The organism is Pseudoalteromonas sp. SG43-8, from assembly GCF_014164245.1.
Classification (GTDB): Bacteria; Pseudomonadota; Gammaproteobacteria; order Enterobacterales; family Alteromonadaceae; genus Pseudoalteromonas; species Pseudoalteromonas distincta.
The window spans coordinates 150600-165188 of the sequence record NZ_JACJEX010000006.1; the positions used below are offsets into that span (position 1 = coordinate 150600).

Annotated in this window: 12 protein-coding genes; 3 read left to right on the top strand and 9 right to left on the bottom strand. The window is 39.8% G+C overall.

The window, feature by feature from the left end:
* The first annotated feature begins 40 nt into the window (after positions 1-40).
* Positions 41-1750: a BamA/TamA family outer membrane protein gene (locus H5122_RS13110; protein ID WP_182682353.1), complete on the top strand. Its 1710-nt coding sequence runs from the start codon at positions 41-43 to the stop codon at positions 1748-1750.
* A gap of 64 nt (positions 1751-1814) precedes the next feature.
* Positions 1815-2387, top strand: coding sequence for a mechanosensitive ion channel domain-containing protein (locus H5122_RS13115; RefSeq protein ID WP_182671484.1), 573 nt, complete (start codon positions 1815-1817; stop codon positions 2385-2387).
* A 90-nt stretch (positions 2388-2477) separates the two neighbouring features.
* On the opposite strand, the gene H5122_RS13120 is transcribed toward H5122_RS13115, so the two are convergent.
* Genes H5122_RS13120 through H5122_RS13130 form a run of 3 tightly spaced genes read right to left on the bottom strand, consistent with a single transcriptional unit; the run spans position 2478 to position 4865 of the window.
* Complete coding sequence (locus tag H5122_RS13120) at positions 2478-3536, bottom strand: succinylglutamate desuccinylase/aspartoacylase family protein (protein ID WP_182674025.1); 1059 nt, start codon at positions 3534-3536, stop codon at positions 2478-2480.
* Positions 3523-4428: a 30S ribosomal protein S6--L-glutamate ligase gene (gene rimK, locus H5122_RS13125; RefSeq protein WP_002961977.1), complete on the bottom strand. Its 906-nt coding sequence runs from the start codon at positions 4426-4428 to the stop codon at positions 3523-3525. Before rimK ends, H5122_RS13120 begins: the two co-directional genes overlap by 14 nt.
* 2 nt (positions 4429-4430) lie before the next feature.
* Positions 4431-4865, bottom strand: a complete 435-nt coding sequence (locus H5122_RS13130) for an ATP-dependent zinc protease (protein ID WP_002961974.1) — start codon at positions 4863-4865, stop codon at positions 4431-4433.
* Between the two features lie 287 nt (positions 4866-5152).
* On the opposite strand from H5122_RS13130, the gene H5122_RS13135 reads away from it, so the two are divergent.
* Complete coding sequence (locus H5122_RS13135; protein ID WP_024605062.1) at positions 5153-6124, top strand: zinc transporter ZntB; 972 nt, start codon at positions 5153-5155, stop codon at positions 6122-6124.
* 57 nt (positions 6125-6181) lie between these two features.
* Here the strand turns inward: H5122_RS13135 and H5122_RS13140 are convergent, their stop codons facing one another.
* The 6 genes from H5122_RS13140 to parE form a co-directional block, all read right to left on the bottom strand.
* Positions 6182-7354, bottom strand: a complete 1173-nt coding sequence (locus H5122_RS13140) for a polysaccharide lyase family 7 protein (RefSeq protein WP_024605063.1) — start codon at positions 7352-7354, stop codon at positions 6182-6184.
* Between the two features lie 608 nt (positions 7355-7962).
* Positions 7963-8298: a ribonuclease E inhibitor RraB gene (gene rraB, locus H5122_RS13145; RefSeq protein ID WP_002961968.1), complete on the bottom strand. Its 336-nt coding sequence runs from the start codon at positions 8296-8298 to the stop codon at positions 7963-7965.
* The gene (locus H5122_RS13150; protein WP_182671483.1) at positions 8298-9011 is read right to left on the bottom strand and encodes a 1-acylglycerol-3-phosphate O-acyltransferase; all 714 of its coding nucleotides are present in this window, start codon (positions 9009-9011) and stop codon (positions 8298-8300) included. Before H5122_RS13150 ends, rraB begins: the two co-directional genes overlap by 1 nt.
* 162 nt (positions 9012-9173) lie before the next feature.
* Complete coding sequence (parC, locus tag H5122_RS13155; protein WP_002961963.1) at positions 9174-11468, bottom strand: DNA topoisomerase IV subunit A; 2295 nt, start codon at positions 11466-11468, stop codon at positions 9174-9176.
* Positions 11469-11478: 10 nt separating this feature from the next.
* Positions 11479-12573 (bottom strand): sorbosone dehydrogenase family protein, encoded by a 1095-nt coding sequence (locus H5122_RS13160; protein ID WP_024605067.1) that lies wholly within the window; start codon positions 12571-12573, stop codon positions 11479-11481.
* A 29-nt stretch (positions 12574-12602) separates the two neighbouring features.
* Complete coding sequence (gene parE / locus H5122_RS13165; RefSeq protein WP_002961961.1) at positions 12603-14492, bottom strand: DNA topoisomerase IV subunit B; 1890 nt, start codon at positions 14490-14492, stop codon at positions 12603-12605.
* Positions 14493-14589: the final 97 nt, after the last annotated feature.

Below are 14589 nucleotides of genomic sequence, written 5' to 3' on the forward strand. Positions count from 1 at the left end.
TATTACGATAGTCATTTGCTACGTAGCAGTAAGAGGTTTAATGGTGAGCAAGAAATGGATAGCACAATGTTGTATTAGTTTAACGGTTTTAAGCTTTTATATGCCTAAAACGTTCGCACAACAATCTTCAATGAAAACTGATAACTGCCTTGTAGAACAGACAGATTTAAGCACAAATAAAAACCTACGCCGAGAAGTCCAAGACAAAACAACCCTCACGCACAGTAATAGTAACGCTAAAATAGCCTCAATAAAGCTCAAGCAACTTAATGTATTTAATACTGAGCTTGAAGAGGAAAATAATGCTTTATTCCGTTTTGCTAATCGCGCTCACATTCAAACAGAGCCCGATGTCATTAATAACCTTTTATTATTCTCCCCAGGTGACAAGTACGACGCTAAAAAGCTCGCAGAATCTGAGCGTTTACTTCGTAAAGAAAGCTACTTATATGATGCACAAATTAGTGCTACCGAAAACTGCGACGGCGACGTTAATGTAGAAGTGGTTACCCGTGATTTATGGACACTTTTACCTGAAGTAAACTTTAGTCGAAGCGGTGGAGAAAACAAATCGAGTATAGGCTTTAGAGAATCTAACCTGCTTGGGTGGGGTAAGCGCCTTTCTTTTTCGCGCACCACTGACAGCGATCGCAGCGGTTACTTATTTGTTTACGACGATCCGAATATTTTATCTACTCGCTACCGAGGCCGTTTAGAATACGCCGATAACAGCGACGGCAAGCGCCATTTGCTTGAGCTAACCTATCCATTTTACGCAATTGACACCCCCTTTAGTTACGGTATTTTAAGCTATTCTGAGCAGCGCGAAGAGTCACTATATAAACGCGGCGAAGAGTTTAGCGAATTTGATCAAACTACCGATTTAAATCGTGTATTTATAGGACACTCTAAAGCGCTTAATAATAATTGGACCCAGCGACTAACGTTAGGCTATACCGACGAGCAACATACCTTTGAAGCTATAGACACTACATTTGCACCACTTGCCGATGACAGAAGCTTAAGTTATCCCTTTATAAGCGGCCATTGGTTTGAAGATAACTACATAAAAGTACGCAATTTTGACAGTATATCTCGCACTGAGGATTTAAATTTAGGTTGGAATATTAAAAGCTTAATTGGCTATTCAGATGAGTCCTTAAGTAATGACGACAGCCGCGCGGTGTATTCTTTTAACTTTAAAAAAGCCCACTTTACTAACGATAATACCTTATGGCGTTTTAGTGCTGATATTGATGGCTATTGGAATAAAGAACAGAAAAAACTCGAAAACTTTATGGCCACCAGCCAAGTACAATATTATTTAAATACCAGTGAAGACCAATCTTGGTATGTTAAAGCCCGCGTGCAATACGCCAAAAACCTGACTGCTGATCAACAGCTTACTTTAGGTGGCGAAACAGGCCTGCGTGGTTACCCGATGGATTATCAACATGGCGATCGCAGCTTTTTAGTAAATCTAGAAAAGCGCTATTACTGGGAGTACGATTTACTACAACTATTTAAAGTGGGTGGCGCAGCTTTTGTAGATGTAGGCAGAGCATGGTTTAACGATGAAGATAACGGTGAAAATGCACATGTATTGAAAAATGTAGGCGTTGGTCTGCGTTTGGCACCGAGTCGCGCAAACTCAGGAACCATGATCCACATTGATATTGCCGCCCCTGTTGATAGCTACGACGATGTAGACTCAGTCCAGTGGCTAGTAAGCGTTAAAAACACTTTTTAAATAATACAAACACGTTAAACTAATACCAATTGCATTAAATTGTTATGAAAGTTCAGGACCTAATGTGGAAATAATAGAAGTTTTAGAATTGTTTGCATCACAATATAAGTTGGTTGTAACTATAATCGCTATTTTGGTTTTCCCTCTTCTATTAAAAATAACCAAAAAACTACTCGAAAAAGCGATTAAAGGCAAAGTAGATTTGCACCGAAAATACCGTGCAGAGCTTTTACTAAAAATTATACTCGCCTTTGTAGTACTGTGTTTGGTTTTAGTATTTTGGGGTATAGAGCTGCGTGGTTTATTGGTTTTAGGCTCTTCTTTATTTGCCATGTTAGGGGTAGCACTTTTTGCCGCTTGGTCATTATTGAGTAACCTCACCGCATTTTTACTGATGTTTATTCAAAACGATTGCCGCGTTGGTTATTGGGTACGAATTATTGATGGTGCGAATCATGTTGAAGGGCGCATTGTTGAAATGGGCTTAATGAATGTAGTACTTGAACATGTTGATGGGCACCGTGTAATTTACCCTAACAATTTATTTGTGACCCGTCCTGTCATGGTTTTAAATAAAGAACCAAAGCCAACGAAAACCCCTGTTATAAAGCGTATTATTGGTCCTAAAAAAACATAGTTTAAAAAATCATATTCACAAAAAACCGCAGTAGGCAAAATACCTACTGCGGTTTTTTAATGCTTAGCTAAACAGAATTTAGTTTAGCTATTAGTTATTTAGCTCAGCTGTTTTAAGCTCGTCATCTAAATCATTTATCTCATCAATAAAGTTCTCTAGTTGCTGCTCTACTAAACTATTGTCATTTGCAAAGTAAGCAAGGTGGAATACCGCATCACCTTCATTTACCAATGGCATCGTTTGCTGACCAATAACAATACCGCCTTTAGGCGCTAAAAGCTCAAGCTCAGAATCCCCTAGAGGACTACTTATATATGCAAGCACTTGCCCTTTAGTTACATGCTCCCCTAGTGATACTTGTGCACGCACAATGCCATCAACCTCTGCACGTATCCAACTAGTAGAACCTGCAATAATAGGATCTGGTAACTTTTTAGGGCGCTTGCCACGGACCATTTTTAAATGGCGCATAACATAATCAACGCCCTGCACACCTGCCGCAATAGCGATAGGGTCAAAGCGTAGCGCTTCGCCTGCTTCATAAGTGATAACAGGTATACCTAAATTTGCGGCTTCACTGCGTAATGAACCATTACGAAGGGATGCATTTATAACCGCCGGCGTACCAAATGCTTTAGCCATTTCAGCGGTTGCTTCATCTTCTAGATTAGCGCGAATTTGCGGTAAATTAGTACGATGAATAGCGCCAGTATGCAAATCAATAATATGAGTACAATGTACTGCCACTTGATTAAAAAACATATAAGCCATACGCCCAGCTAATGAACCACGTTCAGAACCTGGGAAGCTGCGATTCATATCGCGTCTATCTGGTAAATAACGCGATTTGTGAATAAAGCCAAACACATTCACAATAGGCACAGCGATTATTGTTCCGCGCAGTTGGCTTGGATCTATTTTAGCAAGTAACTGACGCACAACTTCTACGCCATTTAGCTCATCACCATGAATAGCCGCACACACCATAAGCACAGGGCCTTCCATTACACCGTTAACCACTTCAATAGGAATATTAAGTGGTGAATGGGTGTAAAGCTTAGCTGCTTCTAAGGCAAGCGTTTTACGCTCGCCTACGCCTACATTTTCTCCTAATAAGGAAAAAGGACGGTTAATTTTAACCTTTGCCACGTGTTGCTGTTCCTTTACTTGAGGCATTTTTCTCGATGAAATCAATCACCATACCTGCAATATCTTTACCTGTTGCTATTTCAATGCCCTCTAAACCCGGTGATGAGTTAACTTCCATCACAAGTGGCCCACGAGATGAGCGAAGTAAATCAACTCCCGCTACATTTAAGCCCATTGATTTAGCCGCTGCTACTGCCGTTTTACGTTCCTCTGGAGTAATGCGAACTAATGTAGCGCTACCACCACGGTGAAGGTTAGAGCGGAACTCACCTTCTTGTGCTTGGCGCTTCATTGCTGCGATTACTTTGTCGCCTAGTACAAAACAACGTATGTCTGCACCACCCGCTTCTTTAATATATTCTTGAACCATAATATTGGCTTTTAAGCCCATAAACGCTTCAATAACACTTTCAGCTGCTTTGCGTGTTTCAGCAAGTACAACACCAATGCCTTGTGTGCCTTCAAGTAATTTAATTACAACAGGTGCACCGCCTACCATTTCTAGTAAGTCTTTTACGTCATCGGGTTTGCTGGCAAAACCTGTTACTGGCATACCAACGCCTTTGCGCGAAAGTAACTGAAGTGAACGTAATTTATCGCGCGAACGAGAAATAGCGACTGATTCGTTTACAGGATAAACACCCATCATTTCAAACTGACGAAGTACCGAACAGCCATAAAATGTAACCGATGCACCAATACGCGGGACAATTGCGTCAAATTCTTTTAAGTTTTCACCGCGATAGTGAATTTCTGGTTGCTCAGAGTTGATATTCATATAACAACGCAATGCATCAATCACTTTAACTTCGTGGCCGCGTGCTTCTGCTGCCTCAATTAAGCGACGTGTTGAATATAGCTTTCTGTTACGAGATAAAATACCGATTTTCATAGTTAAACCTTACGACCTAATAGTTGAGATAAAGCCGGGTCAACGACTATACGATTTTCCATGGCTGTACGCCCTAATAACATTCTAAACTTCATTGTTGCACGGCTTGTTAAAGTAAGCTCGATAGGCCAGCTATGCTCGCCTGCATGTAATGTAGTTTCTATAAAGTAGCGTAGCTCTTTTTGCCCACTTGAGCTGGTTACGTACTTCATTTTTTTAACTTTTGCATTGCAAGTGACTTGCGTTTGTTCATCATCTTGCAGTGGTTGGGCCGTAAATTTAACCCATTTTTCTGAGTCAACTTCGTATTCTTCAATGTTAATTGCATGAATACATGAAGTGCGAGCGCCAGTATCAATTTTTGCTTTTATCTCGTTAATACCAAGCTCAGGTAAACTTAACCACTCACGCCAACCAACTGTGATCTTTGCTGTCATAAATGTGCCCTTAATAAAAAAGTGACTTATACGCTACAGACCAAAAAACACCAACGAAATAAATTTATCTAGTCGATTAGTAAATTAAATTGATCTTTTTAAGCAACTGGTCACACAATGCACGCCTTGCTAAGCCGTACTTTAATGCCACTTTGCTCAACACAGAGGCTCTGCATATATTTTGCTATTTAAGCTTAACTTATTAAAAGTAAAGGTAAGCCTGTAAGCAACTAAGTAGATACACTATAGTTAACAGTATTAAAAATACACTATTATGAGAACTAATTATGATTAATGGTTTACTACATGCACTTGTACTTGATGGACAAGGCGGCGCTCGTCCTATTGGAAGCACTAATGAGCTAAATAGCTGGCAACCAAGCCAAGGTAAACTTTGGGTGCACATGGATTATAGCCAAAGTGAGGCAGTTGAATGGCTCAAGGCACAGCCTCATTTAAACGATTACGAACTAGAGTCTTTAATTGCTGACGAAACACGCCCACGTATTACGGCTACAACTAACGGGCACATGTTATTTTTACGTGGTGTAAATTTAAATCCAGCACAAAGCCCTGAAGACATGGTTTCAATTCGTTTATTTATTAGCGAAGACATTCTTATTACTACCCGTAAGCGCCGTTTATTATCGGTGCAAGATACGCTCGCCTGTTTAAATGAAAATAAAGGCCCATGCAATATTTCTGAATTAGTGTGCTCTATTACACAAAAATTAACCTCACGTATGCAAAGCGTTATTGACTCACTAGATGAAACACTCGACGAGTTTGAAGAAGAAATAGATGAACCAAGTAAAAAGTTTGACAACCAGGGCTTATCACAATTGCGACGCCAAACTATTGCCTTAAAACGTTATTTAAAACCGCAAAAAGAAGCCCTTAGCTCAATGGTAAATAACCACTACCTATGGTTATTAGATGACGATAAAGCAAAACTTAATGAAACCACTAACTTATTAATTCGTTATCTTGAAGAGCTAGATAGTTCGATTGAGCGTGCGCAAATTATTCAGCAAACAATCACTAACCAAGTTTCTGAGCAGTTAAACCAGCGAATGTATGTTATGTCTGTAGTGGCAGCACTTTTTTTACCACTGGGCTTTTTAACGGGGCTTTTAGGTGTAAACGTAGGAGGTATTCCTGGTACAGAGAGCCCTTATGCGTTTAGTGCTTTTGTCATATTTTTAATTGTGCTCACTGGCGGTATTGGTGTGTATTTTAAAAATAAAAAATGGCTGTAAATTAAAACGCATATTTAATATGACCACTCAATTGAGTGGCCATAATTAAGTGGCTACTTAGTTTGTTTGACGGGTATAAGTAACATTAGTCATTGTTACTTTTGATTGGGTAATGCCTAAATCTTCAAAGCAATTTTTGAATGAATTAGAGTTACCTGCTTCACCGCATTTATCTAGAGTATTTGGATCTTGAGACTGTAAGTAGTTACCAAACTTAAAGTAAGATTCAGAATCATCTTCTACAGGAATACCAAACGAATTACCTAGTGCACTTACATCTACATCGCCGTAATTATTTACCACTCGCAAGTTAAATGACTCACCGCTTGTGATAGTACCTAGCGCAAATTTTTCTTCATTGCCACTGGTATTACGCAAACGAACATACACATCAAAAATGCCATTACCCGCTACGCTGTCGTTAAAACCTGATTCATCAGTATCTGAAACATACACTTTAGAAATAGTCCCAGTATCGCTGGCGTGGTGCTGTGAAATAATTGTTTTACCGCCATCAGACATTTCAACTTTTACAGTTGCTTCAAATACTTCGTAAGACTGTGTCATGGCAACACGCAAGCTTTCTTTTACCTTGTACTCATGACGCCAGCCATTCCCGTTAGGCGTAATATGCTGTGCCTCCAAAGGTACAAATACTAACGTACTATCGTTCACTAACGGGTTAGGGCTATCCCCTTCTAAATCAAAAACACTACCACTTGTAATGCTGCTTGGAATCGTTGTACCGTCTCCAGATCCTGCTCCATCATCAGTGCCACCGCCATTATTACTGCCCTCAACTAATGTAAAATTATCAAAGCGTACATCACTTGAGCTATTGTAATGCTTAGCAAATACTTGCAGTGAATTGGTATTCGCTGAAGTAAACGTTTTAGTTACCTTAGTCCAAGACGATACATCAAAGGTTTTGTTTTTAAATAAACCGTTTAAGTCGTTAACCCCAATCTGCCCTTTACCAAGTACATAAGCACTTAACGTATATTCAGTGTTTGGCTGAATATTTACTAATTGATAAACACGTGCAGGACTTCCCTGAATTTTTAACGATTTAGATCCGCTATATGCATCAGATGAAATAGCCGCTGGCTCAGTTTCGTTCCAACTACTAAAACCGCTTTCAAAGCCAGGGTTATTAATAGTTGCAGCATGAGATAACGCTGAGGTTGCAGTAATTGCAGTGCAAATAAACAATTTCTTGTGGTTAATCATTATCTTTATTCCTTTAAACCTGAACATAAAAACAACCTAACTACTTAGGTTAGTGAAATTCACTAACACTTAGATCTTACCGCTATACAGGTTTTTAATTGTGTATGAATAGTAATGGTAATTTAAATGGCAAATTAAACTTACCAATTAACATTACCAAAAAGCATGCCAAAAGGCGGAGCAAAGGTTATATTTATTGTTACCAATATGTCAACACAGTGTGGTACAGCAAATAAGTATTACTTCCATCTTTATTACCACTTAAAAAAATTTAATTTTCAATTTAATCAAAACATTAGATTTTATTAAGTGACGAATTAATTTTTAAAAATAAATTTTAATTTCAGACATAAGTACTAAAAAATAAATAACACTGCTTACCAATAATTATGGACAATATTAATTTAGCATGAATAAAAAATAAAAATAGAGATAAATTAAAGACTAATTTCAAATTGGTAATAACAATATTTAAATTGGTAATGTACACTTTTGATTTATATAGAGGCTAATGAGTGTATTTAAAGCTTAAACAGGGAGTAAAACTAAAAAAAGGCGAGCATTGTTAAATGCTCGCCTTTACTATTTTTCTAATGCTGGGTAATTAATTACTCTTGAAAGTAAGTGCCCCAACCGTCGTATTCAACATCGCACTCAACGGCTAGTTGCGCTAGCTTATCAACGTCTTCCATAATAACGTCTACGTCTAGCTCAGCTTCAACTACAATGTCAAAGCTCCAAATTTTACTGCCATCTTCAAGCTCAAGCTCTGCTGGCTCTTCAACATCGTAGCCTAACTTAAAAGCAGCCAATGCAGCTTGCTCTAGTTTAGGGAAGTCTTCACACACAAAATGGTGTTCTACTTCATAAAGTATTTCAGGATCTGATCCATCTTCAAGTAGTGAACTTACGATGTCTTCACTTATTTCACGCCAGTTTTCCATTATTTTTCTCTCACTTGAGCATCTAATTCAGTTATTTTAGCAGCCATAATGCTATGCACGCTTTTAGCATGCTCACGCGCGCTAATTTCTTTATCAAGCGGTATAGGCGCTAACATTTCGATGTAAATTGTACCATTATCCCAACGATTTAGCTTAATGGTTTTATGTGTTGTATTCATACATACCGGAATTATGGGTACATCTGCGCTCATTGCGGTGTGAAAAGCACCTGTTTTGAACGGTAGCAACCCTCTTCCATAGCTTCGTGTGCCTTCTGGAAACATCCATACAGATAAGCCATTATTTTTAATTTTTTCGGCTGCTTTGGAGATAGTTCCCGCTGCTTTGGAGCGATTCGATCTGTCTATTAATATATTACCCGACAACCAATAAAGCTGACCGAAAAATGGGATCCACTTTAAGCTCTTTTTCCCCAAACTTACGCAGTTTTTAGGCACCATTGCAGGCACTGTAAATAAGTCGTAGCTATTTTGATGATTAGCAACATAAACTGCAGGGCCTGCATCAATTGCATCTTCATGACGTGTTAAAACTAATTTAACGCCAATCATTTTAGCCATTGAGCCAAACCAGCCCGCTATAATATGTACATTATTGGGATGAAATGGTCTTACAATCGAAAGTAATAAACCAAAAATACAACTGAATAATATAAACATCAGCATAATAAAAACGCGTATAACAGCTAGCAAATGAGTTTCTCCAAAGATCAATTATGATTATTATAGCGTTATTTTGTGACACAGACGAGTCAATAGCGCACAAGTGTACGCTGAAGTATGCAAGCTCTTTACTTTAAAACAAAAACGGCCTGCAAATGCAGACCGTTTTTATTTATACAAAAAAGTAATTGGTTACTCTTCGTTAATGGCTTCTATTGGTTCATCATCTTGTGGGGTTAGCTCAACAACAGCTTCGTCAACACGCTGTAAGCCGCGCGGTAGTTTATTACCCCTCCGCCCTCGCTCACCATGATAATGCTCTAAATCAGATGGTTTAAGCGTTAGTTTACGCTTACCAGCATGAAGCGTAACACTGCTTCCTTGTGGCACAACAGCAAGCACTTTTACAAACTCTTCACGGGCTTGTACTTTAGCTCCAGGAATAGAAATAATCTTATTCCCTTTACCTTTGCTAAGTTTTGGTAAGTCACGTAGCGGGAATAAAAGCATGCGACCTTCGTTAGAAATAGCCATACAGTAATCGCTAGCAACATCGTTCACCCTAATAGGAGAAAGTAATATTCCACCCTTAGGGACACTTACCAGCGCTTTACCATTTTTATTTTTACTCACTAAGTCTTTAAAGTCAGTAATAAAGCCGTAACCTGCATCTGACGCCATAAGCAATACTTGCTCGTCTTCACTCATTACCACGTGCTCAAAATTAGCACCTGGTGTTAAGTTAAAACGACCTGTCATTGGTTCACCTTGGCTCCGCGCCGAAGGCAGACTGTGCGCATCGGTTGCAAATGCCCGCCCTGCTGAATCTAAAAATACAGCAGGTTGATTGCTCTTACCCCGAGCCGAGGCTCTAAAGCCATCACCTGAACGGTAATTTAAGCCTTGTACATCTAAATCATGGCCTTTACCAACGCGTGCCCAGCCTTTATCAGATAGCACAACAGTGACTGACTCTGATGGAATTAAATCTTTTTCGTTAAGTGCTTTCGCTTCTGAACGCTCAATCACTGGCGAGCGACGATCGTCACCGTACATTTCAGCGGCTTCTTGAATTTCTTTTTTAAGCAGTGTCGACATACGACGTTCTGAGCCCAAAATTTGCGCTAATTTATCACGCTCTTTGGCTAGTTCATCTTGCTCACCGCGAATTTTAAACTCTTCAAGTTTTGCTAAATGACGAAGTTTTAATTCTAAAATTGCTTCTGCTTGAGTATCAGTTAAATCAAAGCGCTCCATTAATACAGGCTTTGGTTTGTCTTCGCTGCGAATGATTTCAATCACTTCATCAATATTTAAAAAGGCGGCTAATAAACCTTCTAAAATATGCAAACGTGCTAATACTTTATCTAAACGATACTGCAAACGACGACGCACTGTTTCGCGTCTAAATGTTAGCCACTCACTTAAAATACAGCGCAAGTCTTTAACTTGCGGGCGACCATCTAGGCCTAGCATGTTTAAGTTTACGCGGTAATTTTTTTCAAGATCGGTGGTTGCAAATAAGTGAGCCATTAATGGCTCAGCTTTAATGCGGTTTGAGCGCGGAATAATTACAATGCGCGTTGGATTTTCATGATCTGACTCGTCACGTAAATCAGCAATCATAGGTAATTTTTTAGCGTTCATTTGCGCTGCAATTTGCTCAAGTACTTTACCACCTGAACACTGATGCGGCAGCGCTGTAATAACAATATCGCCATGCTCTTCGGTGTAAACCGCACGCATTTTGATAGACCCACGACCGGTTTTATATATTTTATGAATATCGGCTTTTGGGGTAATTATTTCAGCATCTGTTGGGTAATCTGGTGCATGTACAAGCTCAAGTAATTCTTCAAGCTCTGTTTTTGGTTTATCAAGTAATAAACAACATGCGCTAGCCACTTCACGTACGTTATGTGGAGGAATATCTGTTGCCATACCTACGGCGATACCCGTTATACCATTGAGTAAAATATGCGGTAAACGAGAAGGCAATACTACAGGTTCATCCATGGTGCCATCAAAGTTTGGTGTCCAATCAACGGTGCCTTGGCCAAGCTCTTTCAGCAGTACTTCTGAAAATTTAGATAAACGCGCTTCTGTATAACGCATTGCTGCAAACGATTTAGGGTCATCTGCCGCACCCCAGTTTCCTTGTCCATCTACCAAAGGATAGCGATAAGAAAACGGCTGCGCCATTAATACCATAGCTTCGTAACAGGCACTGTCGCCGTGTGGATGGTACTTACCGAGTACGTCACCCACTGTACGGGCTGATTTTTTGTACTTAGCGTTAGCTGACAAGCCCAGTTCGCTCATCGCATAAATAATACGACGCTGCACTGGTTTTAAGCCATCACCTACATGAGGTAGGGCACGATCCATGATTACGTACATGGAATAATTTAAATAGGCGTCTTCGGTAAAGCGCCCCATTGTTTGTTGCTCAATTCCTTGCATTAGCAAGGTATCTGTATCACTCATTAAAGCTTACCTAGTTTTTCTTATAGCTTACACGGTAGATTACATTGGCGTAATCATCGCTTACTAACAGACTGCCGTCACCTAATTCTGCAAATGCAACAGGGCGTCCAAATGTTGTTTCGTCTTTCATAAAGCCAGTAATAAATGGCGTATATTTAGTTACCCGACCTACTTCGATTGTTGCAAGGCCTACTTTATAGCCTGACTTTTTAGAACGGTTCCATGAGCCATGTTCAGCAACAAATAATTGTTGCTTATAACTTGCTGGAAATTGCTTACCGTTATAAAAATGAATACCTAGTGGCGCTACATGCGCTGGAAGTGCAAGTGCTGGCGATGTGTAATCGGCAATGTTTTTACCTTCCCCAAACTCAGGGTCAATAATTGCGCCAGCATGAACATACGGAAAACCAAAATGCTCACCTTCTTGCGTTGCACGGTTTAACTCATCAGGCGGAATATCATCGCCCATCATGTCGCGACCATTATCGCTAAACCATAAGGCTTGAGTAGCAGGATGAAAATCAAAACCCACTGTGTTTCTAACGCCTTTAGCTATTGTTTTTATTTGTTTTGTTTCTACATTAAGGGCAAAAATACGACCAAAACGCTCATCCTCAGCACAAATATTACACGGTACACCCACCGGAATGATTAATTCTCCCGTTGGTGCAAAACGTAAAAATTTCCAACCATGATGACGCTCACTCGGTAGTTTGTTATAGACAACATCAAACTTTGGATCTTTTAATTGGGTATCAATATTTTTAAAGCGAATAATACGATGCACTTCGCCTACATATAAATCGCCATCTTTAATTGCTATGCCAGAGGGCATGTTTAAGCCTTTAGCCACAACAATTTTTTTATCTGCTACGCCGTCGCTATTGTGATCAATAAGCGCATATACGTTGCCTGCTTTACGAGAGCCAACATACACAATACCTTTTTTTGAAACGGCTATTTGACGTGCATTTTCTACATCATTTGCAAATAAACTAATTTCAAACCCAGGTGCTACGGTGAGCTTATCAAGTATATTTTTAGCCATTGCAGGAGCGCTAGTCAGCCCAAGTAACAGCAAACTTCCTAGTAATTTTTTCATTCGTCTCTCCTAGTGTTAGGCACAAGCAATTAAACGAGTGCCTTGTTACCATGATCTTCTAACCATTGACGACGATCAGGCGATCGTTTTTTAGCAAGTAGCATATCCATCATTTCCATGGTTTCTACTTCTTCATCAAGCGTAAGCTGCACTAAGCGTCGTGTATTAGGATCCATAGTGGTTTCACGAAGCTGTAACGGATTCATTTCACCCAGACCTTTGAATCGTTGTACGTTTACTTTTCCGCGTTTTTTCTCGGCTTCTATGCGCGCCAAAATAGCGGTTTTCTCTTCTTCATCTAGGGCGTAATAAACTTCTTTGCCAATATCTATTCTAAATAATGGCGGCATTGCAACATACACATGCCCTGTTTTTACTAACTCTGGAAAATGACGAACAAACAGTGCACATAACAATGTTGCAATGTGTAATCCATCCGAGTCAGCATCGGCCAGTATACAAATCTTATTGTAACGCAGTCCCGACATATCTGTTGATTCTGGGTCAATACCCAGTGCCACTGAAATATCATGTACTTCTTGTGATGCTAGTATTTGCCCCGACTCTACTTCCCAGGTATTTAAAATTTTACCACGTAGCGGCATAATTGCCTGAAATTCACGGTCTCGCGCTTGTTTAGCAGAACCACCAGCAGAATCACCTTCCACTAAAAACAGCTCGGTTCGGTCATTATCGGCAGCACTACAATCGGTCAATTTACCTGGTAATGCAGGCCCTGCAGTAACTCGTTTACGTACAACTTTTTTAGCTGCACGCAAACGGCTTTGCGCGTTTGAAATACATAACTCAGCTAATAATTCTGCGGTATCGGTATGTTCATTTAGCCATAAACTAAACGAATCTTTTACAACACCCGATACAAATGCGGCACATGAACGTGATGAAAGTTTTTCTTTGGTTTGCCCTGCAAATTGTGGATCTTGCATTTTAACCGACAATACGTAACTACAGCGTTCCCAAATATCATCCGGTGTTAGCTTTACGCCACGAGGTAGTAAATTTCTAAACTCACAAAACTCTCGCATTGCTTCAAGCAAGCCTTGGCGCAGACCATTTACATGTGTACCACCTTGCGCGGTAGGAATTAAGTTTACGTAGCTTTCCGCTATAGATTCGCCACCTTCAGGTAGCCATACAACAGCCCAATCAGCGCCTTCAATTGAGCTTTTAAATTCACCTACAAATGGGTCTTGCGGTAATGTTTCAAACCCTTTAACGGCTTCAATTAGATAATCTTTTAAGCCAGTTTCGTAAAACCATTCTTTGGTTTCTTTCGTTTGCTTATTAACAAACTTAATACGCAGTCCTGGGCATAAAACCGCTTTGGCTTTTAATAAATGATTAAGCTTGGTAATTGAGTAGTTTGGTGAATCAAAGTAGCTAACATCAGCCCAAAAACGAACGGTGGTACCTGTATTGCGCTTACCAACAGTACCAATTACGCTCAAATCTTCTACTTTATCGCCATTTTCAAATGCCATTCTGTATTGTTGAGCGTCGCGCCTTACGGTTACTTCTACACGTGTAGATAACGCATTTACTACAGAGATACCTACACCGTGTAAACCACCTGAAAATTGGTAGTTTTTATTAGAAAACTTACCACCGGCGTGTAACTTAGTGAAGATTAGTTCAACCCCAGGGATACCTTCCTCAGGATGAATATCAATAGGCATACCACGTCCGTCATCGCTCACTTCGAGCGAGTTATCTTCGTGGAGTATTACGTCAATACGAGTAGCATGACCCGCCATAGCTTCATCGACACTGTTATCGATAACCTCTTGGCCTAAATGGTTTGGGCGTACGGTATCGGTGTACATCCCTGGGCGTCGTTTTACCGGATCTAATCCATTAAGTACTTCAATGGCTTCGGCGTTATAATTTTGATCACTCATAGTTTTTGTCTTTATATCCGCTAAGGCTCTAATACGTTTACTAGTTTTATTGTTATATGCGCTAAAGCGTTAATATAGTAACTAACCTCAGTTCAGG

What these genes read in the sequence shown, in the direction of transcription:
- H5122_RS13110 (WP_182682353.1), top strand. Translation starts at nt 41, where the DNA reads ATGGTGAGCAAGAAATGGATAGCACAATGTTGTATTAGTTTAACGGTT.
- rimK (WP_002961977.1), bottom strand. Translation starts at nt 4,428, where the DNA reads ATGAAAATCGGTATTTTATCTCGTAACAGAAAGCTATATTCAACACGT.
- H5122_RS13130 (WP_002961974.1), bottom strand. Translation starts at nt 4,865, where the DNA reads ATGACAGCAAAGATCACAGTTGGTTGGCGTGAGTGGTTAAGTTTACCT.
- H5122_RS13135 (WP_024605062.1), top strand. Translation starts at nt 5,153, where the DNA reads ATGATTAATGGTTTACTACATGCACTTGTACTTGATGGACAAGGCGGC.
- H5122_RS13140 (WP_024605063.1), bottom strand. Translation starts at nt 7,354, where the DNA reads ATGATTAACCACAAGAAATTGTTTATTTGCACTGCAATTACTGCAACC.
- rraB (WP_002961968.1), bottom strand. Translation starts at nt 8,298, where the DNA reads ATGGAAAACTGGCGTGAAATAAGTGAAGACATCGTAAGTTCACTACTT.
- parC (WP_002961963.1), bottom strand. Translation starts at nt 11,468, where the DNA reads ATGAGTGATACAGATACCTTGCTAATGCAAGGAATTGAGCAACAAACA.
- H5122_RS13160 (WP_024605067.1), bottom strand. Translation starts at nt 12,573, where the DNA reads ATGAAAAAATTACTAGGAAGTTTGCTGTTACTTGGGCTGACTAGCGCT.
- parE (WP_002961961.1), bottom strand. Translation starts at nt 14,492, where the DNA reads ATGAGTGATCAAAATTATAACGCCGAAGCCATTGAAGTACTTAATGGA.